The sequence below is a fragment of the Planomonospora sp. ID82291 genome (assembly GCF_015711645.1).
Classification (GTDB): domain Bacteria; phylum Actinomycetota; class Actinomycetes; order Streptosporangiales; family Streptosporangiaceae; genus Planomonospora.
The window spans coordinates 1,846,927-1,872,535 of sequence record NZ_JABTEX010000001.1 but is presented as its reverse complement, the minus strand read 5'-3'; the positions used below and the strand labels follow the sequence as shown (position 1 = coordinate 1,872,535).

At 73.0% G+C, this 25,609-nt stretch carries 25 protein-coding genes; 7 read left to right on the top strand and 18 right to left on the bottom strand.

Annotated features, from left to right (window positions below):
- Window positions 1-187: 187 nt before the first annotated feature.
- The 3 genes from HS045_RS08340 to HS045_RS08330 all read left to right on the top strand — a co-directional run bounded on the left by HS045_RS08340 (window position 188) and on the right by HS045_RS08330 (window position 2,031).
- Window positions 188-1,000 carry a hypothetical protein gene (locus HS045_RS08340; protein WP_196450537.1) on the top strand — a complete coding sequence of 271 codons (813 nt, stop codon included), beginning with the start codon at window positions 188-190 and terminating at the stop codon, window positions 998-1,000.
- 127 nt (window positions 1,001-1,127) lie between these two features.
- Window positions 1,128-1,742 carry a sensor domain-containing protein gene (locus HS045_RS08335; protein WP_196450536.1) on the top strand — a complete coding sequence of 205 codons (615 nt, stop codon included), beginning with the start codon at window positions 1,128-1,130 and terminating at the stop codon, window positions 1,740-1,742.
- Between the two features lie 61 nt (window positions 1,743-1,803).
- The gene (locus tag HS045_RS08330) at window positions 1,804-2,031 is read left to right on the top strand and encodes a hypothetical protein (protein WP_196450535.1); all 228 of its coding nucleotides are present in this window, start codon (window positions 1,804-1,806) and stop codon (window positions 2,029-2,031) included.
- A 66-nt stretch (window positions 2,032-2,097) separates the two neighbouring features.
- On the opposite strand, the gene HS045_RS08325 is transcribed toward HS045_RS08330, so the two are convergent.
- The 6 genes from HS045_RS08325 to HS045_RS08300 all read right to left on the bottom strand — a co-directional run bounded on the left by HS045_RS08325 (window position 2,098) and on the right by HS045_RS08300 (window position 7,369).
- Window positions 2,098-2,277: a hypothetical protein gene (locus tag HS045_RS08325; protein WP_196450534.1), complete on the bottom strand. Its 180-nt coding sequence runs from the start codon at window positions 2,275-2,277 to the stop codon at window positions 2,098-2,100.
- A gap of 189 nt (window positions 2,278-2,466) precedes the next feature.
- The gene (locus tag HS045_RS08320) at window positions 2,467-3,249 is read right to left on the bottom strand and encodes a hypothetical protein (RefSeq protein ID WP_196450533.1); all 783 of its coding nucleotides are present in this window, start codon (window positions 3,247-3,249) and stop codon (window positions 2,467-2,469) included.
- A 77-nt stretch (window positions 3,250-3,326) separates the two neighbouring features.
- Window positions 3,327-4,925, bottom strand: coding sequence for an MDR family MFS transporter (locus tag HS045_RS08315; RefSeq protein ID WP_196450532.1), 1,599 nt, complete (start codon window positions 4,923-4,925; stop codon window positions 3,327-3,329).
- Between the two features lie 182 nt (window positions 4,926-5,107).
- Window positions 5,108-5,797: a TetR family transcriptional regulator gene (locus HS045_RS08310; protein ID WP_196450531.1), complete on the bottom strand. Its 690-nt coding sequence runs from the start codon at window positions 5,795-5,797 to the stop codon at window positions 5,108-5,110.
- A gap of 157 nt (window positions 5,798-5,954) precedes the next feature.
- On the bottom strand, window positions 5,955-6,464 hold the full coding sequence (locus HS045_RS08305) for a GNAT family N-acetyltransferase (protein WP_196450530.1): 510 nt from the start codon (window positions 6,462-6,464) through the stop codon (window positions 5,955-5,957).
- A gap of 338 nt (window positions 6,465-6,802) precedes the next feature.
- The gene (locus tag HS045_RS08300; protein ID WP_196450529.1) at window positions 6,803-7,369 is read right to left on the bottom strand and encodes a hypothetical protein; all 567 of its coding nucleotides are present in this window, start codon (window positions 7,367-7,369) and stop codon (window positions 6,803-6,805) included.
- A 247-nt stretch (window positions 7,370-7,616) separates the two neighbouring features.
- On the opposite strand from HS045_RS08300, the gene HS045_RS08295 reads away from it, so the two are divergent.
- Window positions 7,617-8,495 carry a hypothetical protein gene (locus tag HS045_RS08295; protein WP_196450528.1) on the top strand — a complete coding sequence of 293 codons (879 nt, stop codon included), beginning with the start codon at window positions 7,617-7,619 and terminating at the stop codon, window positions 8,493-8,495.
- Between the two features lie 45 nt (window positions 8,496-8,540).
- On the opposite strand, the gene HS045_RS08290 is transcribed toward HS045_RS08295, so the two are convergent.
- From HS045_RS08290 to HS045_RS08275, 4 genes are all read right to left on the bottom strand, one after another.
- Entirely contained in the window at window positions 8,541-9,206 is a 666-nt protein-coding gene (locus HS045_RS08290; protein WP_196450527.1) for a hypothetical protein, read from the bottom strand.
- Between the two features lie 16 nt (window positions 9,207-9,222).
- A complete protein-coding gene (locus HS045_RS08285) occupies window positions 9,223-10,056 on the bottom strand; it encodes a TIGR03943 family protein (RefSeq protein WP_196450526.1) in 834 nt (277 codons plus the stop codon).
- Window positions 10,041-11,072 carry a permease gene (locus HS045_RS08280; RefSeq protein WP_196450525.1) on the bottom strand — a complete coding sequence of 344 codons (1,032 nt, stop codon included), beginning with the start codon at window positions 11,070-11,072 and terminating at the stop codon, window positions 10,041-10,043. The genes HS045_RS08285 and HS045_RS08280 overlap by 16 nt, the downstream gene beginning before the upstream one ends.
- A 191-nt stretch (window positions 11,073-11,263) precedes the next feature.
- The gene (locus tag HS045_RS08275) at window positions 11,264-12,136 is read right to left on the bottom strand and encodes an NUDIX hydrolase (protein WP_307827422.1); all 873 of its coding nucleotides are present in this window, start codon (window positions 12,134-12,136) and stop codon (window positions 11,264-11,266) included.
- An 89-nt stretch (window positions 12,137-12,225) separates the two neighbouring features.
- On the opposite strand from HS045_RS08275, the gene HS045_RS08270 reads away from it, so the two are divergent.
- On the top strand, window positions 12,226-12,774 hold the full coding sequence (locus HS045_RS08270; protein ID WP_196450524.1) for a GNAT family N-acetyltransferase: 549 nt from the start codon (window positions 12,226-12,228) through the stop codon (window positions 12,772-12,774).
- Between the two features lie 175 nt (window positions 12,775-12,949).
- Here HS045_RS08270 and HS045_RS08265 read toward each other — a convergent pair whose 3' ends face one another.
- From HS045_RS08265 to tnpA, 6 genes are all read right to left on the bottom strand, one after another.
- Window positions 12,950-15,829, bottom strand: a complete 2,880-nt coding sequence (locus HS045_RS08265) for a BTAD domain-containing putative transcriptional regulator (RefSeq protein WP_196450523.1) — start codon at window positions 15,827-15,829, stop codon at window positions 12,950-12,952.
- A 225-nt stretch (window positions 15,830-16,054) separates the two neighbouring features.
- On the bottom strand, window positions 16,055-18,184 hold the full coding sequence (locus HS045_RS08260; protein WP_196450522.1) for a peptidase domain-containing ABC transporter: 2,130 nt from the start codon (window positions 18,182-18,184) through the stop codon (window positions 16,055-16,057).
- Entirely contained in the window at window positions 18,181-19,389 is a 1,209-nt protein-coding gene (locus tag HS045_RS08255; protein WP_196450521.1) for a TIGR04500 family putative peptide maturation system protein, read from the bottom strand. The genes HS045_RS08260 and HS045_RS08255 overlap by 4 nt, the downstream gene beginning before the upstream one ends.
- Window positions 19,379-20,404 carry an MvdC/MvdD family ATP grasp protein gene (locus HS045_RS08250; protein WP_230883479.1) on the bottom strand — a complete coding sequence of 342 codons (1,026 nt, stop codon included), beginning with the start codon at window positions 20,402-20,404 and terminating at the stop codon, window positions 19,379-19,381. The genes HS045_RS08255 and HS045_RS08250 overlap by 11 nt, the downstream gene beginning before the upstream one ends.
- A gap of 140 nt (window positions 20,405-20,544) precedes the next feature.
- On the bottom strand, window positions 20,545-20,730 hold the full coding sequence (locus HS045_RS08245; protein WP_196450519.1) for a hypothetical protein: 186 nt from the start codon (window positions 20,728-20,730) through the stop codon (window positions 20,545-20,547).
- A gap of 148 nt (window positions 20,731-20,878) precedes the next feature.
- The gene (gene tnpA / locus HS045_RS08240) at window positions 20,879-21,307 is read right to left on the bottom strand and encodes an IS200/IS605 family transposase (RefSeq protein ID WP_196450518.1); all 429 of its coding nucleotides are present in this window, start codon (window positions 21,305-21,307) and stop codon (window positions 20,879-20,881) included.
- Window positions 21,308-21,330: 23 nt separating this feature from the next.
- Here tnpA and HS045_RS08235 point away from each other — a divergent pair, with 23 nt between their 5' ends.
- Window positions 21,331-22,593: a transposase gene (locus HS045_RS08235; RefSeq protein WP_307827421.1), complete on the top strand. Its 1,263-nt coding sequence runs from the start codon at window positions 21,331-21,333 to the stop codon at window positions 22,591-22,593.
- Between the two features lie 256 nt (window positions 22,594-22,849).
- Here HS045_RS08235 and HS045_RS08230 read toward each other — a convergent pair whose 3' ends face one another.
- A complete protein-coding gene (locus HS045_RS08230) occupies window positions 22,850-23,401 on the bottom strand; it encodes an LGFP repeat-containing protein (RefSeq protein WP_196450517.1) in 552 nt (183 codons plus the stop codon).
- 180 nt (window positions 23,402-23,581) lie between these two features.
- Window positions 23,582-24,445, bottom strand: coding sequence for a M15 family metallopeptidase (locus tag HS045_RS08225; RefSeq protein WP_230883478.1), 864 nt, complete (start codon window positions 24,443-24,445; stop codon window positions 23,582-23,584).
- Window positions 24,446-24,631: 186 nt separating this feature from the next.
- On the opposite strand from HS045_RS08225, the gene HS045_RS08220 reads away from it, so the two are divergent.
- Window positions 24,632-25,417: a prolipoprotein diacylglyceryl transferase gene (locus tag HS045_RS08220; protein WP_196450516.1), complete on the top strand. Its 786-nt coding sequence runs from the start codon at window positions 24,632-24,634 to the stop codon at window positions 25,415-25,417.
- Window positions 25,418-25,609 lie beyond the last annotated feature (192 nt).

Genomic DNA, 25,609 nt, shown 5'->3' with positions numbered 1-25,609 from the left:
TCCGGGACGGTGACTCGGCTGCACGCTCACGAGTCGGTCGCCGCCCTGCTCGACCAGGCGGAGGGAAGGGCTGCCGGACCGGCGGTCGCCGAGCCGGAGGCCTGAGCTCCACCCCCGCATAAAACGGGCCCGGCAGGCGCTCGCAACGCCGTACCGGGCCCTTGATCAGGAATCGAGGTCCTGACCCATGCGACACCTTAACCCTCCGGACGCCGAGGGAGAGCCCGTCTACGGGCCCTGCTTCTCCACTTTCCGGCCGCCGCTGCCGATGGGGTGCGCGGTCTGCGGGCACCCGCCGTACGACCACGGGTGCCTGCGCGTCGACGCGCACGACTACCGGGCGCCCTCCGGCGCGCAGATACGCGCCCGCCAGCACCTGATCCGCGCCGCCCGGCTGGACGAGCAGGGCATGCCCGCGACCGCGTGGGTGCGGCCGAGCGTGTGCGCGCCGGTGGCCGCCGAGGAGACGCCGGTCGAGGAAGCGCCGGTCAAAGAGATGCCGGTCGAGGAGGTGTCGGCCGTGCCCGTGCCCCGTACGGCCGAGCCCGCCCCGCAGGCGGCACCCCTGCCGTCCGTCCCGGTCGAACCGCAGGCGGTGCCCCGGCCACCCGTCCATGGTGAGCCGGTGTGGCACCAGATCGAGTCGCAGGCGACGTTCCGGCCGCCCGTCCCGGTTGGACCGGTGTTGCGCCCGGTCGAGTCGCGGGAGGCGCGCGCGGTACGGCTGGCTCGGGCCCGTGTCCCGGCCGCCCTGCAGCGGGCCCGAGCCCGGGCGGCGACCGTCCGCTCCCGTCCGCCCCACCCGGCCTCCGACGCCGGCCGTCCGATTCCCGGTGGGCCGCCGTCCCGTGGCGCGGGCCGTCTGCGGCCAGGTGAGCTCGCCGCCCACCACACCACCTCTCGGCCGCCGGACCCGCCCGGGCAGGAGCGTCCGCGCGAATTCGTGGGTGAGCAGCCAGCCGGTGTGCCGGAACGGGCCGTCTGCGGGGTGCTTCCATAGGCGATCACAAATCGAGGCTTTATGGCTATTTTTATGGCAAAATGTGCGATTCGCGTGCCGGTTTCACGCTCTCGATCGCTCGTCGTGCGAGACCCGGTATGAGCAGGACGAAGAAGGGGTGAGGCCGGTGCTCCGTTGGAGTGTGCGTGCCGGTGCGATCACGCTCGCGCTGCTGATCGGGGCCGGCACCGGGCCCGCGTCGGCCGCCACGGGTATCCCCAGGGGGTTCCTGCTGAACGAGGCCGAGGCGACGGCCCCGCCGAACGAGATCGACCGCGACGAGCTGTGGTGGAAGGTCGACGATCGGACCGCCCGGCCGCTGGAGGTGGACCCCTGCGGCTCGAAGAGGTACCGCGACGGCCGTACGGCGATGCGCACGATCACGCTGAAGACGTCGGCCCCCTCCTCGTCGAGTGAGCAGCTGGTCCTCTACCGGAGCGCCCGAGCCGCCGCGGCCGCGCTGGACAGGCTCCGCGCCGACGTACGGCGTTGCACCGAGGACCGGGACGGCTACCGCTACTCGGCCAAGCCGTTGCGCGTCGGGAACGACGCCGTGTGGGTGAAGCACTCCAAGAAGGAGGGGAGGTCCGAGCTCTACGACCGCTTCGCCGTGGTCGCCCGCCGGGGCAAGGCTCTGATCCTCTACACCACGGACGGCGGGAGCTACACGACCGGATCGCTCACCGGACCGGCGAAGAAGATGGCCGTGAAGGTCTGCGGGATCCGCGGCGTCTGCGGATGACCAGGCCGTGCGGGTGCCGCCGGATGCCCGCGGCGGGGAAATCGTGGCACCCAGGTCGGTCATGCGCTCAGTTCACCTGAACGGCGGGGTCTTCGCCGTCACCGATGACCCGGACGGGGTCATCGATGTCTTCCTGGGTTGTGCCGTCTCGCTGGAGGGCGTCTCCGGACGCCCCCTGAGCGTGGAGTTCGCCGAGCGTTTCTCCCCGGAGGGGAGCGGGATGCGTTTCCCCGTCTTCGGTGAGGCGCTCGAACTGCGGTCCTCCCGGATCAGGCCGCAGCAGGGGTGAGCTCGGCCTCGGGCGGGCCCGCCGGGTGAGGAAACGCTCTGGTGGGCCCGCCGGGCGGAGAAACCCTCAGGCGAGCCGCCAGGCGAGGAACCCCTCGGGCGCGTCGGCCTGGACGAGACCCGCCCCGGTCAGCTCCCCCTCGGTCACGTCCCATCCGGGGCGGTAGGCGTGCCCGGTGATCTCCTCCTCGCTGACGACCCTGTCGCCCTCGGTGATCCGGACGGGCTCTCTACGCTGCGCAGGCATGGTGAGAGTGAGCTTCGTCGATGAGACGACCTCGGGTGAGCGGCGCGAGGCCTGGCATCTGGAGATCTTCGAGGAGCGGATCACGCTGCGCGAGGTGATCCGGCGCCGGGTCTTCCAGGAGGTCGCCGAGTGCGACGCGGCCCCGCCGGAGACCTTCCGCGTGCCGGTCCAGCCGGGCGAGACCGAGCGTCAGGCGACGCGCGCGGAGGACGCCTTCCAGGTGTTGCAGGAGCCGGGGTCGCCGCTCTTGAAGCCCCGGTCGAGCCAGTGGGCGATGTTCTTGCCCTTGCCGTTGTATCGGCCCTCGCGCACCTCGTCGCCGTTCGCCTTCATGAGGTCCAGCAGGGCCGGCCAGCCTTCGCCGCCCCGGCCCACGGTCTTCCACACGCTGCCCAGGAAGGCCCCCGCCAGGCAGTCCTGCTGCAGCGAATAGCGCCGGTACTGCTCGGACAGCTCGGATTTGCCGCCGGACGGCAACGCGTCGAAGGCCGCCGCGATGCCGGTCAGCTCCTGCAGGTGCCTGGAATGGAGTCCGGCGACGAACTGCACGTGGTAGATCTCGCGGGTCCGCAGGTAGTACTTCTTGTCCACCAGGACCACCGCGGTCTTCGTCTCGGCGCAGTAGGAGGAGTGGGTGCCCTTCTCCCAGTCCGAGTCGCAGAACCGGGCCGGCTTGGTGAGGACGACGAGCCGGGCGGGTTCGAAACGCAGTCCGGCCCGTGCGAAGTGCCGTGACCACGAGGTGTTCATGCACTGCCAGAGGGCGTGGAGCGTGCGCTTGGCGTCCGCGCTGCTCTCGGTGCTGAGAGCGCCGCCGGAGCAGGCGGAGGACGTGAGCTTCCCGCTCCCGTAGAGGCTGTTGCCGGTCAGTTCGGGGGTGTCCCGGACGGGGTGGGCGAGGGCGCCGGCCGTACCGGGGATGAGAACGGCGGTGAGCAGGCTCGCGGCCAGGAGCGAGAGAGATTTACGCACGAATCAGCAGATTAGAGGAAAGCGGCGTATCGGCGGGAGGCCGGGGGCGGAGCGGTCCTCCGCCCCCGGCACCCGGGTCAGTGAGCCGGGAGCTGCACCGCCTCCTCCTGGGCCAGCCGCTCCGTGCCGGACAGCGTGTTGAGCGGCTTCTCCTTGATGAACAGCACCGCCACCAGCGCGAGCGCGGTCAGCGGCACGCCGATGAGGAACAGCTCGGCGGTGGCCGTGGCGTACACGTCCTGGACGATGCGGACCACGGGCGCGGGCAACTGGGAGACGTCCGGTACGGCCTGGCCCTCCCCGCCCGAGCCGCCGCCACCGGCGGCGGCGGCCAGCGGGCCGAGCTTCTCGGTCATCAGCGTGGTGATCCGGTTGGCGAGCACCGCGCCCAGGACGCTGACACCGACCGCACCGCCCATGCTGCGGAAGAAGGTCAGCGTCGAGGTGGTGACGCCCAGGTCGTGCGCGGGCACGTCGTTCTGCGCCGCCAGCACCAGGTTCTGCATGAGCATGCCGACGCCGACGCCGAGCACCGCCATGTAGACCGAGAGCAGCAGCGTGCCGGTCTGCCCGTCGATGGTGGACAGCAGGCCCATGCCGGCGAGCATGACGACGCCGCCGGCCACCAGGAAGCCCTTCCACCGGCCCCACTTGGTGATGAGCTGGCCGGCGACGGTGGAGGAGACCAGCAGGCCGAAGACCATCGGCAGGCTCATCAGACCCGCGACCGTCGGGGACTTGCCGAGCGCGATCTGGAAGTACTGCGACAGGAACACCGTGCCGCCGAACATCGCCACGCCGACCAGCACGCTGGCCACGGTGGCCAGGGTGACCGTACGGTTCCGGAACAGCGAGAGCGGGATGATCGGCTCGGCCGCGCGCGACTCCACCCAGAGCGCCACCGCCAGGACGGCCAGGCCGCCGCCGACCAGGCCCGCGGTCCACCAGGAGGCCCACTCGAACTGGTTGCCCGCCAGCGACGACCACACCAGCAGGGTGCAGACGCCCAGCGTGATCAGGAAGGCGCCCAGGTAGTCGACCTTGACCTCCTTGCGCACCACCGGCAGGTCGAGCGTGCGCTGCAGCAGCACGATGGCCAGGACCGTGAACGGCACGCCGATCAGGAAGCACCAGCGCCAGCCGAGCCACGAGGTGTCGACGAGCAGGCCGCCGATGAGCGGCCCGGCGACGGTGCCGACGCCGAACACGGCGCCGAAGATACCGGCGTAGCGGCCGAGCTCGCGCGGCGGGATCATGGCCGCCATCACGATCATGGCCAGCGCGGTCATGCCGCCCGCGCCGAGGCCCTGCACGACGCGGCTGACGATGAGGATCTCCACGTTCGGGGTGAGACCCGCGATCAGCGAGCCCACCACGAACAGGCCGAGGGAGAGCTGGATCAGCAGCTTCTTGCTGTAGAGGTCGGCCAGCTTGCCCCAGAGCGGCACGGTGGCCGTCATGGCCAGCAGCTCCGAGGTGACGATCCAGGTGTAGACGGTCTGCGAGCCCTGCAGGTCGGTGATGATGCGCGGCAGGGCGTTGGCCACGACGGTCGAGGCCAGGATGGACACGAACATGCCCATCATCAGCCCGGACAGTGCTTGCAGGACCTTCCGGCGAGAGGTGGGCCCGGGGGGTGCGGCCGAGGATTCGGGCTGCGCACTGGTGGCGGTCATGCTTCCTCGATCTTTCAGGGAGGGGTCGGGGTCGGTACGGCGTCCGGGACGTCCGCGGTCCCCCGGCGGGGCGCCGGGGCGGTTCAGGAGGGGGACGGGGCGGTGCGGGAAGAGGGCGGAGGGGATCCGGAGAGGAGCAGGAGTCCGGGAGAAGAAGGGGGAGGAACGGCGGAGCGGGGCGGTCAGGTGACCGACGGCCCGGGATCGGGCAGTCCGGTGGACAGCCGGGAGAAGGCGTCATCGAGCAGGTCGACCAGGAGCGGGTCGCCGGCCGCGGCGCTCCACCGCATCATCGCCACCCGGAAGGCCGTCAGGGCCACGGCGGTGACGAGCTCGGCGTGACCGTCACCGGTGGGGCCGTCGTCGGTCTCAGCGGCCGGACCCGCGCCGGCCTGCTCCGTGGCGTCGGGACCGGCACCGAACCGACCGGCACCGAACCTACCGGCGACGACGGCCGTCAGGGACCGCTCGGTCTCGGTCCCGCCTGCGACGAGGCGGGGCAGCAGCGACGGGTTCTGCTCGAAGACCTTGAGCCGGAGCAGCCACTGCTCGCGCTGCTCCTGGATGCTCACGGCCGCCTCCCGCAGCACCAGTCGCAACGCCTCCAGCGCGGGCACGGCGGCGGGGACGGCCGTCAGCTTCCCGCACAGGTCGGCGGCAGCCGTCGGGTCCCCTCCGATGAGGGCGTCCTCCTTGGTGGGGAAGTAGTTGAAGAACGTGCGGGAGGAGACGTCCACCGCTCCGGCGATGTCCTCGACGGTGACGTCGGCGAGACCGCGTTCGGCGACCAGCCTGAGGGCGGCCCGCTCCAGCGCCGCACGGGTTTCGAGCTTCTTCCGGTCTCTCCGGCCGAGCTCGTCGTTGCTGTCCACGATGGGCAGAACGAGTGGGGTGCCCAAAAAATTTCAGGTCATGCAAAGTTTTAGATTGTGAAACGCGCCGGACATCCGGGCCGGTCACCGTACGGCGTCGGGTGTCCTCCCCGCCGTTCCCACCGACGTGACCGGCCCCATCGTCCCGGCCGGTCTCCTACAGGAGCTGGTCGAACAGGCGTCTCATCGGAGAGAATCCGGCCGCCTCGTAGAAGGCCAGCGCCTCGGTGTTGAAGTCCCAGACCTCGGTGACGAAACGCCTGCACCCGGCCTCCCGGCCCGCCTCGCGGACGGCGTCGAGCAGCGCGGTCCCGACGCCGCGACGGGTCGCCTGCGGTGCCACGGCCAGGTGTTCCAGGACGATGAACGCGTCCTCGGCGGTGAGGACGCCGGCGGCACGGCGGTGGACGGCCGCCATCGCGTACCCGGCGGCCGGCACGTCGGGGAGCTCGGCGATGAAGATCCTGAACGACCCGTCGTCGATCCGCTCCCTGAAGCCCGCCGTCAGATCCTCGGCGGACGGGTTCTCGCGGAAGAGGTCCGGCCGGTGCGCCACGTGGATGTCGTGCACGTGGCGGTTCAGCTCCGCGAGCAGCGCCGCGTCTCCGGGAGTCGCCGGGCGGACCACCGAGGGCCGTGCGGGAGGCTCTTCGTGTCGTGGCTGCATGTCGGCTCCTGATGTCGGTTCTTGGCGTCGTCGGAACGCGCGACATCCTAGATTCCGAGCGATTCGCCTGTCGTAGGAAATATGGGGCAGACGATCGGTGGAGAAGCCGAGGACCGGCCGGCCGACGTGCGGACCACAGCCGGTCGCGTCGGTATCCGGACGCAGCCGGTCGGACCGGGGCCCGGGTGCGGAGCCGTACCCGGCGGGAGCGTGGGTTCGGGCGGGAACACGGGAACACGGGAACACGGGAACACGGGAACACGGGAACGCGGTATCGGCCGGGGCGGCTCGCGCCCCGGCCGGTGCTCTCTGATCAGGATCGCTGACCGGATCGATCCCTACTCGGTCGCGGTGGCGGTGTCGGCGGCCTTCCCTCCGCCGCGGGGGCCGCCGCCCAGCAGGCCGGCGCGGTGCGCCTTGAGGACGGCGTCGGCCTCGGCCTGGGTGATCGTGCCCGCGGTGACGGCGGTCTTGAGCCGCTCGGTCAGTGCGGTCTCGGCCGCGGCGGTGCGCTTCTGCCGCAACGTGTCCAGCGCCGCGGTCACCTTGTCGGCGCTCACGCCGAGCTCGGCGGCCAGGGCCTCGGCCATCGCGGTACGGTCGCCCGGCTGGAAGTCCTTGCCGGTGCCGCGGGCTCCGCGGATCTCCTCCAGCGCCGCGGTGACCTTGGCCTCGTCGACGCCGAGGAGTTCGGCGAGCTCGGCGGCCTTCTGGCCGCGGTCGCCGTGCCCGCCGTGCCCGCCGCGCCGTCCGTCCCCGGTCGTGGTGCCGGTCGTGGGGCCGGAGGCCGTCGACGAGGAAGCGGGGGTCGGTTCGGCGGCCCAGGCCGCCACCGGCACGACCAGACCTCCGGCGAGAGCGGTGCCGAGACCGGCGACGACGACCAGGCGCTTGGTGCGGTTCATGACACTCCTTGTTCGGTTTCGCTTCGTTTACCTGGACCGATGTTCGGCGGTCCGGATGAGACGCCGATGGCGGGAGCCTGAGAATCCGATGAGGACCCTCCTGTCACGCCGAGCGGCGGAGTCGAGGAGTTGAGGAGCTGAGGGGAAAAGCCGCCGGCAACCGTACGACAACCGCTTCGCACCGTGACCGGTCATGTTCGGAGTGCATTGTCGGGGTTCCGCCACACCAGCCGAGGAGTCCGTCTTCATGCGCAAGCACCGCCTGCTCTCCTTCTCCGTCGCCGCCGGCCTGGCCTTCAGCGGCCTGGCCGTCCAGCCCGCGTCCGCCGTGGCGGCTCCCGCCGTGGTGACGGCGTCGAAGTGGCGTCCCGCCCCCGCCAAGTCGGTGACGTTCCGGACCGAGGGCGTCGTCGCCGCGGTGGACGCCGGCGCCGCGACCCTCACCGTCACCGTCCCGGCCGCCGGCGGTGCCACCGCCCAGGTCTCCCTCGCCGTCGCCGCCACCGCCGCCGTGACCGTCGACGGTGTCGCCGCGACGACGGCCGAGGTGCCCGTCGGCGCCCGCATCAAGGTGACCGGCACCGGCATCAGCGGCACCCGCACCGCCACCCGGCTGGTGGTGACGACGACCTGGAGTTTCCGTCAGGACGGTACGGTGGCCGCGGTGGACGCCGATGCCGCGACGCTCACCGTGGCGGCGGCCAACGGTGCGGAGAGCGCGATTCCGGTGGCCGAAGAGGCGGTGGTGCTGGTCGACGGTGTCGCCGCGACGCTCGCCGAGGTGCCGGTCGGCGCCCGTATCAAGGTGACCGGCACCGTGACCAACAGCGTCGGCTCCGCCACCCGGCTGGTGGTGACGACGACCTGGAGCTTCCGTCAGGACGGCATGATCGCCGCGGTGGACGCCGACGCCGCCACCGTGACCGTGACCCACCTGGCCAGGACCGGTCTCGCGCAGACCACGATCCCCGTGGCCGATGGGGCGGTCGTCACTCTGAACCGGACCGTCTCCACGCCGGCCGCCCTCCCGGCCGGTGCTCAGGTCCAGGTGACCGGCACCGTGACCAACGGCGTCGCCTCCGCCAAGAAGATCATCGCCACCACGGTGGTGAAGCGGCGCCGGTGAGACGGCGACCGGTTCCCGTCCGCAGGAGGCGGGGGCGTCCCGGATTCAACCGGTCGGGAAAACGGAGGGCGCGATCGGGACGGAGGGGGCGGTCGGGAAAACGGAGGGCGCGATCGGGACGGAGGGGGCGGCGGGGGTGCCGCAGGCGCCGGCGGTCCGGCGTTCCGCGGCGATCCGGTCGACGCCCTTGGCCCGGTACTCCTCCTGCTCCTCCGGCGGCGGGACGTGCCGCCACGCGCCGTCCTCCCGGACGAAGTCGTAGTCGTAGGGGGTCGGGTCGCCGGTGCGGCTCGCCGTCACCAGGGCGGTGTCTCCCATGACGTGGACGTCGGTGACGGTGAACGCCGCGTCGGCGACGAGCTGGGGGCAGAGCCGGAACAGGCGCACGTACTCCTCACGGGTGATCGACGACCGGGCCCGGGTGCTCCACAGGTCCCAGAAGTCGCCGGACCGCCCGCCCGCGTAGGCGTCGAACGCGTCCTGGGCGGCCTGCCGTACGGCCTCCTCCGACCGGGCGTCGCCCGGAGCGTCCGAGGCGCCGGCGGAGGCCGGCGGAGAATCCTGCGCCGCGGTCGGGTCCAGCACGGTGAGCACGGCGATCACCGTTCCGATGATCAGGCCGGCGACCATGAGGACGATCACGGTCAGGCCGCGGCCCGTCTCGCCCCTGGACGGCGGGCCGTACTGGGCCAGGGCCAGACCGAGATCCACGGGTCCCTCCGGGGGTTCAGTCCTCGTACGGCTCGGCGGGGGCGTCGATCTTCACCAGATCCGTGGCGGACAACTCCGGATGGACCACCCCGTTGGGCATCTTCTCGAACGTCGGGGGGATCCAGGTGCCGGTCACCTCGACCCAGGTGTCGGCGGGCGGCGCGGGAACCCCCTTGATCGCGACCTTCAGCGGGAAGGCGTCCGCGGCGCAGCAGGCCAGCTGCATCCGCGTCAGATACCACTGGCCCCGCTTCTTGGACGGTACGGCGAAACCGGTCAGCCGGACCCGGCGGCCGGTCAGGGACTTCTTCTCGTCGTCCCAGGCCCGGCCGATGAACTCGCCGATCTTCATGTCCACCGGGCCGTCTCCGGTCAGCGGGGTGAAGGCGCTGAGCGCCTGCGAGCGCGGCCGGGGCGTGTCGTCGGAACGGGCGGCGGCGAACGAGCCCAGGGCGGGCGGCGCGATCAGGAAGATGGCGAACACCGGCAGGCACAGCAACCAGGCGACCCGCGGACCGCCGTGCCCGTGCCCGTTTGCGTGCCCGTGCCCGTGCCCGTTTGCGTGCCCGTGCCCGTGTGCGTGGTCGGTACCGCTCCCGTCCGTGTCCCCGCCCTCGGCCGCACGCCCCTGCACGGGCCCGTCCCCGTGCTCCTCCCCCACCCGCCAGGCCTGGACCAGGCCGGTGAGGCCGAGGATCAGCAGCCCCGCCCCGGCGCCGATCAGGAACGGCCGGAAACCGGGCTTGACGTAGTTCAGGTAGGTCGTGGAGAACGCCGAGATCCGCAGCACGGCGCCGCCCAGCAGGGCCAGGACCAGGTTCTGGGACAGGCGGTTCACAGCAGCAGCCATCCGGACAGGGCGCTCACCAGTACGGCGAGCACGAAGGTCAGCGGGACGAACCTGACCGCGAACGCGCGGCCGAAGGTGCCGATCTGCAGCGCGATCAGCTTGAGGTCGACCATCGGCCCGACCACCAGGAAGGCGAGCTTCGCGGTCGGGGAGAACGCCGTCATCGAGGCGGCCACGAACGCGTCGGCCTCCGAGCAGATCGACAGCAGTACGGCGAGCAGGGCCATGACCAGCACCGCCAGCCAGGGGATCCGGGCCACGGCGGTCAGCCACTCGCGGGGGACGAGCACGTTGAGCGTGGCGGCGGCCAGGCCGCCGACGATGAGGAACCCGCCGGCGTGCAGCAGGTCGTGCCGCATGGCCTCGCCGAACGCGGCGAGCTTCGAGCCCCCGCCGTGCGGGCGGGACGGGATCCGCAGCCACTCGCTCCGGCCGAACCGCAGCCAGAGCCAGCCGACGAGCACCGCCACGGTCAGCGAGGCGCCGAACCTGGCGGCGACCATGAGCGGCTGGCCGGGGAAGGCGACGGCGGTGGCGACCAGCACGATCGGGTTGATCGCGGGTGAGGCGAGCAGGAAGGCCAGCGCGGCGGCCGGGGTCACCCCCCGGGCCATCAGCCCCGACGCGACCGGGACCGACGCGCACTCGCAGCCCGGGAGCACCGCGCCCGCCATCCCGGCCACGGGCACGGCCGCCGAGGGTCGCGCGGGCAGCGCCCGGGTCCAGAACGAGGCCGGGACGAACGCGGTGATCGCGGCGGACAGGGCGACGCCGAAGACCAGGAACGGCAGGGCCTGCACGCAGATGGCCACGAAGATCGTGGCCCAGGTCCGCAGCGCCGCCGAGGTCAGGTGGGGGGCGAGGGCGAACCGCCCCACGACGAGCAGGGCGATGACGAGCATGAAGCCCCAGGGCAGGGCGCGCCCCGCGGAGAGGCCGCGGCCCCAGGAATCGGGGGGGACCGGTCCGTCCTCATCCGTCCACGCCCGTCGCTGATCGGTGTGGAGATGAGACATGGCCCCCATCGTGCCAGATGCTCCTGCGGGACCTCATGCTCCTGCGGGACCTCATGCTCCTGCGGGACCTCATGCTCCGGCGGGACCTCATGCTCCCCCCGTACCCCGTACCCCGTACCCCGTACCCCGTGCTCCCGCCGGGCCGTGCCGTGCCGCATGCCGGAGCGGACGGCTCCCCGCCGGGAGAACGCTCACAACTGCGACAGCAGCCACCTCGGACCGGTGACCTCGGCGCCGAGTTCGGCGACGCGGCCGCGCAGGGCGCGGTCGGCGGTGACGACGAGGACGCGCTCCCAGTCGGCGCTCTCCCGGACGGCCCGCACGATCGTGTCGTCCCCGCTGCCCGGCGCGGCCAGGACGGTGACGCCGCGCGGTGCGGACACCTCCCGGGCGGCGCCCTCGACGACCGTGACGATCCGCGGGAACCAGCGGGCCAGGACGGGCACGTGCCCGGGTACGGCGTGCAGACCGCCCTCGGCGAGGGCCGCGACCTCGGAGAGCAGCTTGGCGGTCGCCCCGGCGCGGTCCTTCCACCAGCCGTGCTCGGCGCGCGCGCCGACGATGTTGGCGGCGTCGAGGACGAGCACCAGGGGGCCGAGGGCCGGCCTGATCGCGGGCCAGGTCTCCGCGAAGCCCGGATGGAGCCGCCTGGCGGTGATCTCCTCGACGGGCAGCCAGCGCAGGTCGGTGCTCTCGCTGTTGGCCGGGACCGCGGGCAGCAGCTCCGCGGCCTCGGCGATCACCGTCTCGAAGGACCAGCCCCCGTGGTCGTCGAGGTAGACGCCCTGAACGCGGAGGCCGTCGCCGTACAGCGCCGCCTCCTCGCGGGCCTCGCGCAGGGCGCCGGTGATCGCGTCCTCGTGGCTGTCGCGGGCACCGCCGGGCAGCCCCCAGGTGCCGCCGTGATGGCTCCACGGGGAGCGTTTCTGCATGAGGACGTGGGGGGCGCCCGCCGAGTCGTGGTGGACGGCGAGCAACCCGGACGCGCCGTACAGGCCCCAGTGCCGGTGGCCCCGGGCGCACCGGGCCCAGCCGTCGCCGTCCCCCACCGTCATGGCGTCCATGATGCCTCACCTCGGATCTTTTTCCAGGGGGCCGAGCCGGTCGGGATCACCGATTGCGCCGGCGGTGACGCCTCCATCAGGATGTCCCGATGGAACAGGCCGCTCCTCCCGAGCAGATCACCGCCGGTCCCGTCGTGCTCCATCGGGTGCGGGAGGCCGACACCGAGAGCGTCGCGGCGGCGATCGGTGAGTCCATCGCGCATCTGCGGCCGTGGATGCCCTGGGCCCACGACGGGCACTCGACCGAGGACGCCCTCGACTGGATCCGGCGCGCGGAGGAGGGCTGGGCCGGGGGCACCGTGTTCGGTTACCTCATCCGGCTCGCCGCCGACGGCACGGTCGTCGGATCCGTCAGCCTGATGGCCCGCGTCGGCCCCGGGGCACTGGAGATCGGGTACTGGCTGCACGGCGGTCACACGGGCCGGGGACACATGACGGCCGCGGTCGAGGCGCTCACCGGCGAAGGGCTCGCCCTGCCCGGGATCGAGCGAATCGTGATCAAGCACGACGCGACGAACCATGCGAGCGGCGCCGTACCGCGGCGCCTGGGCTACCGCCAGGTGGGGCGGGTGTCCCGGGAGCCGGTGGCGCCCGGGGAGAGCGGCGTCGAGGTGGTCTGGGAGATCCGGCGGAAGTGACCTCGACGTCGATCCGTACGACGCCGATCCGTTCGGCTCCCCTCCGCCGGAGGCTTCCCGCCGCACCCTCGGACCTCGTCCCGACGGGTGTCCTCACCGGGGTCGCCGGGGGTCCTCGCCGGCCCTCGGACCGAACCGGAGTCCGTCGGTCCCGGATTCAGGAGCGGTCCCGGATTCAGGAGCGGTCGCGGCGCAGGGCCGTCCGCCGGTGGTCGCCGGGGGCGGTCACGATGAGGCGGCGCGCCATCGCGGTGGCGTCCTCCTTCGTGAGGCTCGATCCCATGGCCGTCGCCTGGTCGTACGCCTCCGGCGGCAGGGCGGTCCGCACGGCGGCGACGTTCCGGGGGCCGTCCAGCGGATCCATGAGCTCGGGGGAGTAGCCCACCCGGGAACCGATGGCCGAGACCGCGCCGAGGAGCACCGCGCCGTCCACCGCGCGACCCGTCATGCCGAGCGCTCCGGCGAGCACGTGGGCGCAGGCGAGCCAGGAGGTCACGTCCTGCATGCGGTCGAGGCGCACGACCATGCGGGCCATCTGCTGCACCGCCCGGTCGGCCTCGCCCAGGTCCATGGCGACCTTCGCCGCGATCCAGCCCGCGGAGCAGTACGCCCAGTCATGGCCGCAGGCCTCGGCGATGTCGGCGGCCCGCGCGAGTTGTTCGACGGCGAGCAGCGGATCACCCGCCGCCCGGGTGATCTGCCCGCGAACCATCATCGTCTCGGCCTCGATCCAGGACAGTCCCGCGGTCCGCACGTGCTCGCGGCCCTCGGCGAGCGCGATCCGCGCCCGCCCGGGGTCCCCGCTGAGCTGGAGGAAGTACGCCCGGTACGGCAGGGCGCGGGCCATGACCTCCACCTCACCGGTGGCCGCGGCCTGCCGCAGCGCGAGCTCGATGTCGTCGTTCCCGGCGGACGGGTCGCCCTGGAGATAGCGGAGCAGCGCCCGCCCGACCAGCGCCCGTGCCCGCCCCGGATGGTCGGCGCCCGTACGGCCGAGGGCCTCGGACAGCCACGCGATGCCCTCGTGCACGTCGCCGTCGCGGTACCAGAACCATGACAGCGCGGAGGCGACGCGCAGCGCGGAGTCCCCGTCGCCCGTGGCCAGGGCGTGGCCGAGGGCGGCCCGCATGTTCGCCTGCTCGTGCCGGATCCTGCGCAGCCAGAGTTCCCCGTCGAAGGTGCGCAGGCGCCGTTCGGCCGTCTCGGCCAGCTCCACCGCCCACGCGAGGTGGCGGCCGGCCCACCGGTCCCGCTCGCCGGCGGGCAGGTCGCGGACGGCGTACTGCCGGATGGTCTCCAGCATCCGGTAGCGCCGGGGCGTCGCGGCGCCGTCCACGGTGACCAGCGACTTGGCGACGAGACCGCTCAGCCTGGGCGTCACCGCCGGAGACCCCGCCACCTGCTCGGCCGCCTCCAGGTCGAACCCGCCCTCGAAGAGGCTCAGGCCGCCGAGCAGCTCCCTCTCGGGAGGGGTGAGCAGACGCACGCTCGACGCGATCGCCGCCTCCAGGCTCCGATGGCGTTCCGGGGCGGTGCGGGGGCCGGAGGACAGCAGGGTGAACCGGTCGTGGAGCCCGGCGGCGATCCGGTCGAGGGACAGGACCCGGGTCTGGGCCGCCGCGAGTTCGATGGCCAGGGGGAGGCCGTCCAGTTCCCGGCAGATCCGGGAGATCAGCTCCCGTTCGTCGTGCCGTGGGCGCAGACCCGGGCGGACGGCGACGGATCGTTCCACGAAAAGCTCGACGGCCGCCCCATCGGGATCCAGCGGCAGCAGTTCCCAGGTCGTCTCCCCCGCGACGGCCAGCGGCTCGCGACTCGTGGCGAGCAGCCGCAGGCCGGGGCAGCGGGACAGCAGCGCCTCCGCGAGCGGCGCGACCTCGTCGACCAGGTGTTCGCAGTTGTCGAGGACGAGCAGCGTCTCCCGGTCGCCGATCGACGCGGCGAGGTGGTCGGCGTCGGCCGTGACGGCCGTGCCCATCGCCGCGCCGACCGCGGTCGGCAGCAGCTCCGCGTCCGTCACGTCGGCCAGGAGCGCCAGCCAGGGGCCGTCCCCGTCCCGGCGCCTCCGAGCGATCTCCAGGGCCGTGCGGCTCTTGCCCGCTCCGGCGGGACCGGTGATCGTGACCAGCCGGTGCGCGGCGAGCAGACCCTCGATCGCGTCCACGGCGGCGTCGCGTCCGATGAGGCGGGTCAGCGGCACCGGAAGCCGCGGGCGGGCGGGTTCCCCCGGCTCGACGGGCCGGGCGACCGCCGCCGGCTCCTTCCCGGGCGACCGGTCCAGGGCGGGGTCCTGCCGGAGCACCGCGGCCTCCATGGCGCGCAGCGCGGGGCCGGGGTCCACGCCGAGTTCCTCCGCCAGCCGCTCGCGCGCCGTGCGGAGGGCGGCCAGGGCGTCCCCCTGCCGCCCGGCCCGGTACAGGGCGAGCGCGAGGAGTTCCCAGGACCGCTCGGTCAGGGGGTGCTCGCGGACCAGCGGCTCCAGTTCCCCCACCGCCTGGGCGGCCGCGCCCGTCGCGAGGCGGGCCGCCGCGTGATCCTGGCGGGCGGTCAGCCGGGCGTTCTCCAGGCGGGAGATCTCCACGGCCGCCACGTCGGTGTCGCCGAGGTCGGCGTAGGCGGGGCCGCGCCACAGCGCCAGCGCGGCCGTGAGGCTCTCCAGCGCCGCCGCCGGATCGTCGGGCAGCAGCCGCGCGCCGCGCTCCGCCAGAGCGGTGAAGCGCTCGGAGTCCACCGCTTCCGGTCGGACGCGCAGGACGTAGCCCGGTCCCTGGCGGTCGAGGAGACCCGTGGCCGCGCGGGGAGGCCGGTCCGGCTCCAGGACCTTCCTGACCTTGGTGATGTACGAGTACAGGGTGGCCGTCCCGCTGTTCGGAGGCCGCTTTCCCCACATCGCGTCGATGATGCGGTCGGTCGTCACCATCGTGCCCTGCGCGATGAGGAGCGTCGCCACCAGGGTCCTGGCACGGGCTCCTGCGAGGTCGATCCGCTCCGTCCCGCGGGTCACCGTCAGCGGGCCCAGGACGGAGAAGTGCAGCCCGGCCGGTTCAGCGCTCACGTGCGGCCCGTTCCCCCCGTGTCCACCTCCGCTCGAATATGAGCTTGTCTCTAGTTTGCCGGAAATCGTGGTGAATGTGGGTTATTTTCCGCGAATCCGTCGTCACTCGGCCCGATGGCCGGGCGTCACGGCGGTGTCCGTGTCATGGCCGGGTGGGCGTCATGGCGGGGTCCGTGTCATGGCCGGGTGGGCGTCATGGCGGGGTCCGTGTCACGGTGGGTGGAGTCACGGCGGGGTGAGCGCACGGTGCTGGTGGCGGACCAGGTCGGCGTAGTGGCCGCCGTGGGCCGTCAGCTCGTGGTGCGTCCCGGTCTCGACGACCCGTCCCCGGTCGAGCACGACGATCAGGTCGGCGTCCTGGACGGTCGACAGCCGGTGCGCGATGATGATCTGCGTCTGCCCCAGCCCGAGCAGGTTGCGGCGGATGCGCTCCTCGGTGGCCGCGTCCAGGCTGGCGGTCGACTCGTCCAGCAGCAGGATCCGCGGACGGTGGGCCAGCGCGCGGGCCAGCGCCAGGCGCTGGCGCTGCCCGCCGGACAGGCGTCCGCCGCCCTCGCCGACGTCGGTGTCGTAGCCCTGGGGCAGGCGCGTGATCTCGTCGTGGATCTCGGCCACCCGGGCGGCGTGCTCGACCGCCTGCCCGCTCAGCTCGGAGAAACCCGCGATGTTGGCCCTGACGGTGCCGGAGAACAGGTGCGGCTGCTGGGTGACGACGCCGACCTGCCGCCGCAGCCACCGCCGGTCGAACTCCTCCAGCGGGACGCCGTCGAAGCGGATCCGCCCGGTGGACGGCTCGACCAACCCGACCAGCGCGCGGCCGAGGGTGGTCTTGCCGGATCCGGACGCGCCGACGATCGCGACCCGGGCGCCGGGCGGGATGTGCAGGGAGACGTCGCGCAGCACCGGGGTGCGGGCGTCGTAGCCGGTGCTGAGCCCGGTGACGGTGATACCGCCGCGCAGCCCGCCCGCCGGCCGGAGGCCGCCGTGCCGTTCCGGCTCCGCGCCCATCAGGTCGGTGATCCTCCCGACGTGCGCGGCTGCGAGCTGCAACTGGTAGACGATGCCGAGCAGGGAGGTCAGCGGCGCGGTCGCGGCGACGGCCAGTGACACCAGGGCGAGCCGGTCGCCCAGCGTCGCGCCCGTGTCGGCGGCGGCGAACACGGTGACGAGCAGTCCGAGGTGCAGCGCCGTCCCCAGGGCGCTGCTCACCGCCTGCACCCCGGCCACGTGCCGGTCGCGGGCCGCCCCGGTGGTCAGCTCCTCGTCGTGGTGGGCACGCCAGCGGGCGGCGGCGGCCTGCTCGCCGCCGGAGGCCTTGATCGCCTCGATGCCGGCGAGGCTGTCCACCAGGGTGGACTGGGTGGCTGCGCCGGTGTGCAGCGCGGCCAGGGCCAGGTGCATCCCCCGGCGGGTCGTGGCCAGCACCACGACGGCCTGGACGGCGGCGGCCGCGAGCGTCAGCAGCGCCAGCCGGGGCGAGGCCGCCGTCAGCAGGGCCAGATACGACACCGCGGTGAACAGGTCGAGCAGGAAGGACAGCGACTGCTCGGTGAGCAGGTCGCGCAGCATCGCCACGCCGCTGAGCCGGCTCAGCAGGTCGCCTCTGGAGCGGCGCTGGAAGAACCGGTAGGGCAGGGACAGCGTGTGGCCGACGAGTCCGCGCATCACCTCGGCCGCGACCGAGGTCTGCAACCGGATCATCACCCGGGCGCGGGTCCACACCACCAGCACCTGGGTGAGCACCACGCAGGCGGCCGCCGCCGCGAGCGCCGCCGTGTCCGCCGCCGCCGGCCGGTCCACCACGAGCTTGGTGAACAGGGGGACGGCCAGACCGAGGAGCTGCACGCCTAGTGAGGCCAGCAGCACCGCGGCGATCAGCCCGCGGTTGGCCAGCACGGGCGCGATCAGCGGCCGCAGCGCCCGCCACGGCCGGGACCTGACCGGCGGGACGAGCCCGGTGGGGGCGTCGGCGAGCAGCACCGTGCCGGAGTAACCGGCCCGGAACCGCCGCTGCGACAGCCGCCGCCGGCCCCGCGCCGGGTCCAGGACGGCGACGGCGCGAGGAGTGGCCCGTTCGACCACCACGAAGTGGTTGTTCTCCCACAGGGCGACGAACGGCGTGGGGAGCTCGGCGACGGTGCTCATCGGGGCGCGGCAGGCGCGCAGCCGCAGTCCGAAGCGGGCCCCGGCCCGGATCATCTCGCGCAGGCTCACACCGTCGACGCCCTCGGCGAGATGCTCGCGCACCTCACCGAGACCGGTGCGGCGGCCCAGCCCGCCGAGGACCATGGCCAGGCAGGCGGCGCCGCAGTCACTGCGGGTGAGCTGCATCCGCAGCGGAACGCGCCGTCTCACAGCCAGAACCACCGGATCTCCGAGGTGCGCCGCCGTTCGTCCAGCCACGCCTGGAACGCCGCGTCGCGGGCCGCGTCGAGCACCTGCGGCGCGTCGGGGTCGGGCGGGACGACCTCGTAGACGACCCCGGCCAGATGGCCGCCGTCGTGGGGGACCGGTCCGACGGCCGTCCCCGCGGGCACGGTCCGCAGGGGCTCCGGCAGCCGGGGAGTGAGCGTCGCGGCGACCTCCAGGCGCAGTCCCCGCCCCTTCTCCCCGTTCTCCCTCTTCTGCCCGTTCTCCCCGGCCGCCGCCGGGCGGTCGGCGTCGCGGTCGGCGTCGCGTCCGGGCAGCAGGGCCGCGGTGACCCGGTCGGTGAACTCCGCCGCCGGTCCGTCGAGCAGGGTGTGCAGGGCGTCCGGCCGAGCCGCGGTCACCCAGGCGGCCCGGCGCAGGGTGAACTGCTCCGGGTGCTCGGCGAGGTGGCGCCGGGCGGGCTCCCCGGCGAAGCGCTCGCGGATCCGGGCGATGCGCGCCCGGGTCCTGACCTGGTCCCAGAACGCCTCCTCGGACGTGCCGGTCTCGGCCAGCCAGTCCAGCGTCTGCGCACGGGTGGTGAGCCCGCGCCGGCGCCGGAACTCCTCGGCGGCCCGCTGCATCTCCGCGGGCGTCGGCGGCTGCATGGCGTCCGACAGCTCGCTGAGGAGGATGCGGTAATCGATCAGCCGCTCGTGCAACCGCCGGTCGCGGGCGCCGAGGGACCGGATGGCCGACAGCGCGGCCGCGATCGACAGTCCCACCCCGTCCACGCTGAGGATGTTCGCCGCGGCCCAGTGGGTGGAGTGGTCGACCAGCCAGGGGACGCCGTCGTCCGTCTCGGCCGACAGCGCGACGGACCCGCCCTCGGGATGGTCCAGCAGCAGGTCGTAGCCGACCCGGTTCGTGCCCGGCGGCTCGTCGACCGCGAGCTGGGCGCGCAGCCACGGCCGCCGCTCGCTCCACTCCCGCACCCGCCGGTGCGCCCGGTCCACCTCGCCTGGGGCGGTGGGCAGGTCGCGCAGGAGCGCGACCGCGTCGGCGAGGTCCGCCGCGAAGGCGGCGGACGCGGGTGCGGGTGCGGGTGCGGGTGCGGGTGCGGGTGCGGACGCGGGTACGGGCGCGGGTACGGCGATGCGGGTGGGAGTGGAGGCGGGGGTGGCGGAACGCGTGCTCCGGTCAGCGGACATCGACGGGACCCTCGGGGTGGGAACGGGTGGTGGCGTCGGCGAGCCAGTCGGCGATCGCGTCACCGATGGGCATGCCGGTCAGCAGCTCGACGAAGGCCCACTGGCCGTCGACGTTGAGCTCCAGGAAGACGTACCGGCCGTCCGGCGTCACGATGAAGTCCAGCGCGCCGTAACTCAGGCCGAGTCCCGCGACCAGCCGCACGCACCGCTCGGTGACGTCCCGCGGCAGGTCGTAGGGGGTGTAGCCCACCTTGGGATCCTCGTAGTGCCGCCAGTCGACGGCGGTCAGCCGGGAGGCCTGGGAGTCGATGCGGGCGGCGAACACCCGCTCGCCGACGACCGTCACCCGCAGCTCGTACGCCTTGGGCACATTGGGCTGCAGCATCGCCGGGCCGTACCGGAGCCGGTGCCGGCCGGACAGCCGCCGCCGGGGCACCGTCGCGGTGAAGAGATGACGGGCCTCGCCGTCGACGGTGAACGCGCGGTAGCCGAGCGCCTTGGTGATGAGCCGGCCGCCGGAGCGGTTCCAGGCCGGGACGAGCTCGCCGGGATCGTTCGTCACGACCGTGTCGGCCACGGTGAAGCCGAGCCCGGTGGCCCGGTACAGGTGCAGCAGCTTGTTGTCGACCGCCAGGGCGTGCTGCGGCGTCGCCGGCATCCACCGGGCCCCCGCCATCAGGTCGTACGCTCCGGTGAGCGCGGCCCGGGCCGCGTGTTCGGCGAACTCCCGCTGCGACGGTTCGCGGACCCCGGGGGCGGACGGCCGGTCGGGGCGGCGGTGCCAGACCGCGGTGATCTCCGACAGGTCGTATGTCCCGCTCCGGCAGGTCAGCGTCTGGCGCCAGCGGCCGTCGACGAAGCCGGTGGTGAGGGTGGAGGCCCCGGGGTAGTCGGCCTCGTCCCACCACAGCAGCGGCACGCCGCGCTCCCTCAACCGCGGCAGTACGGCGTGCACCAAGTCGTCGCGGGCACTGCTGATGATCAATAACACGGTCAGGTGCTCCTTCGCCGTCATACGCGGGGGGTCGGCGCCCGCGGACGCCGACCCCCCGCTGTCCGCTCCGCGACCGGGGCCGGGCACAACGCTTCCCCACGCCCGGCCCCGGCCACCGCCGGAACCCGGCCGCGGTCAGCGCGGCCGGGTCACCGCGGCGATCAGGCCTGGCGGCAGTCGCCTGCCGCGCTGGCGGTGCAGACGTAGCCCGATCCGGGGTTCATGCCCGCCTGGATCACGGTGCCGTCGTCCAGGACGATGTCGATGCCGGCGACGGTCTCCAGTTCCTCGCCCGCGAGCTCGGAGACGCCCGCAGGAAGATCTTCGATCGTGAGAATGCCGCGCATGGCATTCCTCCCCTCTGGTCGTGCAGGACCGCGATCTACCGGGTTCGTCGGCAGTGCTCCGGCCTTCAGGCCGGGGTGAAGCCGACCGCCCCGCATAGCGGGGCAGGAACAGCCGATTCGCCGCCAGGCGAACCGGCGTCCGCCTTGCTCAGAGTGGTCGTTGCTGCTGCTCGATGTACTGGCGCAGGACCGTCAGCGGTGCTCCACCCACCGACCCGGCGAAGTAGGAGCCGGACCAGAAATGTCCGCCCCACAGATATCGGCGGACGTGGCAGGCGTATTCCTTGCGGAGCAGGCGCGCCGAGACGCCTTTGAGGCTGTTGACCAGTTTCGAGAGGGCCACCTTGGGCGGGTAGTGGATGAGCAGGTGGACATGGTCGTGTTCGCCGTTGAACTCGCGCAGTTCGGTCTCGAAGTCCGCACACACCTCCCGCATGATCTCCTCGCAGCGGGTCAGCATCGCGTCGGTGAACACCCCACGCCGGTATTTTGTGACGAACACCAAATGAGCGTGAAGGCTGTAGACGACATGGCGCCCGGTACGGACCTCGGGATTCGGTTCCCATCGCGGTGACATAAACCAAATGATACGATCAGCGGGTGAAACAGCAGAAGCGGGCCCGGGCGCACGTGGCGCGTCTCGACCTGACCGCCGCGCAAAGCGCGCTGCTGGACGGCCAGGCGCACACCGCCCGCGCGCTATGGAACCTGCTGCACGAGTACACCACGTTCCGCCAGGGCCGCCTGGCTCCGCTGAAAGCGTGCGACGAGGCGATCCGGGCCGCCCGCCACCAGATCGACTGGATGGCCCGGCTTCCCGCCCAGGCCGCCCAGGCGGTGCTGAAGACCTACCGGCAAGCATGGGCGAACTTCTTCAACCCCGACCATCCGGCGATGCGTCCGACGTTCAAGTCCCGGCGCTCCCGGATGGCGGTGGACGTCCCCCAAGCCCGTGACCTGCACATCGGGAGGATCAACCGGCGGTGGGGAGCGGTCAACCTGCCCAAAGCCGGCCGGGTCCGGTTCCGGTGGACCAAAGACCTGCCCGGCGTCACCCGAGGCGGGCCGGCCGGGCGGATCACCGGGGCCCGGCTGGTCAAGGACGCCTACGGCTGGCAGATCGTCTTCCGTACCGAAACCCCAGCCGTGATCCCGCCACCGCATCCGGGTGGCAGGATCGGTATCGACCGGGGCATCAACGTCGCCCTGGCCCTGTCGGACGGCACCACCCGTGAACACGGGCCGTGGCTGAGCGAGGGGGAGAAGGAACGGCTGCGCCGGTTGGAGAAGAAGGCCGCCCGGCAGCGGGCCGCCCATCGCAAGGGCCGGCCGATCTCGAACCGGCAGGCCCGCACCTACCGCCAGATCGGCAGGCTCCGCGCGACAGCCAAGCGCCGGGCCGTCTGCTGGCAGCACCGGACCAGCACCGAACTCGCCGAAGCGTTCAGCGAGATCGGGGTGGAAGACCTGCAGATCACCAACATGATCCGCTCAGCACGCGGCACCACCGAGCAGCCCGGCCGTAACGTCGCGCAGAAAGCCGGGCTGAACCGGGCGATCAGCGGCCAAGCCTGGGGCCGAACCGTCACCATGCTGGAGTACAAGACCGCTGATCGCGGCGGCCGGGTGGTGAAAGTCCCGGCGGCAGGCACGTCGCAGACCTGCCACCGATGCCGTCACCGCGACCCGGCCGCCCGCGACGGGATCAGGTTCTCCTGCACCGACCACGCATGCGGGTGGACCGGTCACGCCGACACCAACGCCGCGATCAATATCGAAACCGCCGCAGGAACTGTGGTGGCAGGACGTGGAGACTCAGGGGTCACCCGGTCTGCGAAGCGTCAACCCCCGCGCGCCGCTTGACCGCGACGTGACGGGAGAATCTCCGGCCTTCAGGCCGGAGAGGAGTTCAAGGCCCTGGACAGACGATGGCCTCGACGACTTGCTTTTCCCTGGAGATCCACTGGCGGGCACTGGAGCACGGCGGCCGTACGGGTGCGGCGAAGGGCGTTTCTCGCTCGGCGCCGTCTCGTCCGATCCGAGGCGTCGCAGGTGAGAGACACGCATTGCCTCAGGTGCGACGAGACGGAACGTCTCCGCTGCGCGGTCCGCGCAAAGGTCAGCCGGTCACGGAGACGGTCCAGGTCTTCTGGCAGCGGGAGCCGAAGACGCCGGTGTCGCAGCCCTTGACGTTCCAGCGGTAGCCGCCGTTGGTGCGCATGGGGGTGTATGCGCGGCCTCGGAAACCGCCGCGGAAGTCCACCTGGTCACCGCCCGGGTCGGCGGCGCTGGTCTGCAGGACGATGAACGTGTCGAAGGCGCGTTCGGTCCGATGCCAGTCGAAGTAGGCGCGGCCCTTCTCCGACCAGGCGGCCACCACCATCGTGGAACCGTTCTTGGGGGACCAGGCGATCTGGCCGCGGGCGAACGTCTGGCGGCGGCCGGCCCAGCCGACGCCGTTCTGGTGGACGTCCCGCTCGGTCGTGGTCGGGCAACCCAGCTTGCCGTCCGCGCCGCCGAGCTGGACCCAGCGGGCGCCGATGAGGCCGTACGGCCGGATGGCGCAGCCGCTCGCGACGGTGGTGACGGCATGGGCGGGCAGGACGGTGAGGGACAGGACCGCGGCCGAGGCGAGGGCGGCGGTGACCGGGAGGATCGTGCGACGGCTCATGACGGCCTCCTGGAGGGCGGGACCCGGCGTATCGCCGGTGCCTCAGTGGTACGGCATGCCGCTTACCGGCGGCTTGAGCGCCGCCTGCACGCACGGTGCGGGCTGACGACGATGCTGACGACAGCGTCAGGCCCCTGGCACGGATCCCACCCGGGATCGGCGCGATGACCGGCCCAGGTCTCAGCCGCCGCCCTTGCTGAAGTGCTGGTAGTCCTTGACGCCGGACCACGATCCGCCCCACTCCCAGCCGAGCGCCTCGAAGGCCCGGACCACCTTGTCGCCGGGGTTGATCACGCCGGGGGCCTTCACCGGGCGCTCGGCGAACCTGCGGGCGTTCTTGTGGGCGATCGAGCCGTCCGCGGAGACGTAGGGGTTCTCCCGGGGGTTGATGTCGATGGCCTTGCCGTACGCGTGCCGGGACCAGCTGCTGGAGCCGGTCGCCGGGCGGCAGTTGAAGGCCGAGGTGTTGTCGGCCTCGATCGAGTCGAAGTCGTCGCCCTTGTAGACGTCGACGAGCACCATCCGGTAGATCGGCCAGCGCCGGTCGTACAGTCGGCCGAAGACCGTGACGACGTCGTCGGTGACGTCCTCGTGCACGACCAGTTCGCCGGTGTGCGGCCGGTCGTCGAAGCCCCAGTAGGTCATCGTGATCAACCGCAGGTCCCGGACCGGGACGGGGCAGCCCCTGCGCCAGGAGTACGGCAGGCGCTCACGGGTGACGCGGGAGACCTTCGCGGCGAACTCGGGAGGCGCGGCCGGGGGCCGCGTCTGCGACGGGAGGGGCGATGCGGCCTCGGCGGACGGCGAGGCCTCCGGAGAGGCCGTTTCGCCCGGCCCGTCCGTCCCCTCGGGTGAGGGGAACGGGGAGGCCGACGGGACCGCGGACGGCGAGCCCGTCGGAGACGGGGACGGGGACGGGGACGGGGAGCGCGGGCCGGGCGGCACGGGCGGTGTCGTGGGTGCGGTGACGGGCTCGGAACCGCCGCAGGCGCTCACCGCGAGGTAGACGACGGTCATGGCGAGGACGGTCCGGACGCGTGTCATGGAAGGGAGCTTCCCACCTGCAGCCGTCTCACAACGGGCCGACACGGTACGTCATCCGCGTGGCCGACCGGACGCGCCGGGTGGCGGCAGTCCTCGCGGGCGTCCCTTCCGGGCCCGTGCCCGGCAACGGTCTCCGGCCGGGCGGAGGTGATGGTCCGGAGGCGCTCCCGCATCTACTGTGGCGGGATGGAGCCGGTGATCGGGGTCGGGGGGCGGTCCGTGCCGGTGCACGGCCTCTTCGTCGTCCTGGGGGTGCTGGCCGCCGCGGCGGTCTTCGTCGCCGAGGCCCGCCGCCGGGGCGCGCCGGCCGAGCAGTCGCTGGTGGCGGTCACCGGGGCACTGGTCGGCGGGGCGGTCGGCATGCGGCTGTCCGGCTGGGCCGAGCACCTCGACCCGGCGCTCAACCCGAGCCTGCTGGAAGCCTGGATGTTCGGCTCCCGGAGCATCCTGGGTGGGCTGACCGGCGCCTACGCGGGCGTGCTCCTCGCCAAGCGGCTGATCGGGTACCGGGAGCGGACCGGCGACCTGTTCGCGCCCGCGGTCGCGCTCGGCATGGCGGTCGGCCGGATCGGCTGCCACCTCACCGAGGCCCCCGGCCGTCCCACGGACCTGCCGTGGGGCGTGCACGCCCCCGCCGCCACGCCCGCCTGCCCCGGCTGCCTGGCCGGGCAGGCCATGCACCCGTCGTTCCTGTACGAGGCCGCCTTCCAGCTGGCGGCCTTCGGTGCGCTCTGGTGGCTGCGGAGCCGGATCACCCGGCCGGGCGAGCTGTTCACCCTCTACGTCGCGGCCTACGCCGTCTTCCGGTTCCTCGTGGAGTTCACCCGGGCCAACGAGACGGTCTGGCTGGACCTCACCCGCCCGCAGTGGTTCCTCGTCCCGGGCCTGCTGCTGGTCGCCCTCAGGCTCCGGTACGGCTACCGCCGGGGCTTCTACGACGCGCTCGTCCGCAGGCAGGAGGCCCGCGCATGACCACGCCGCCGCCCCAGGGACCGCCCGGCCCGCCGGGTCCGCCGGGGGAACCGCCCCAGGGACCGCCCGGCCCGCCCGGTCCGCCGGGGCCTCCGGGTCCGCCGGGGGAACCGCCCCGGGGACCGTACGGCGCCCCGTCCGGTCCGCCGGGTCCGCCGCCGCAGTGGAGCGGGCGGCCCCCATCCGGCGGCT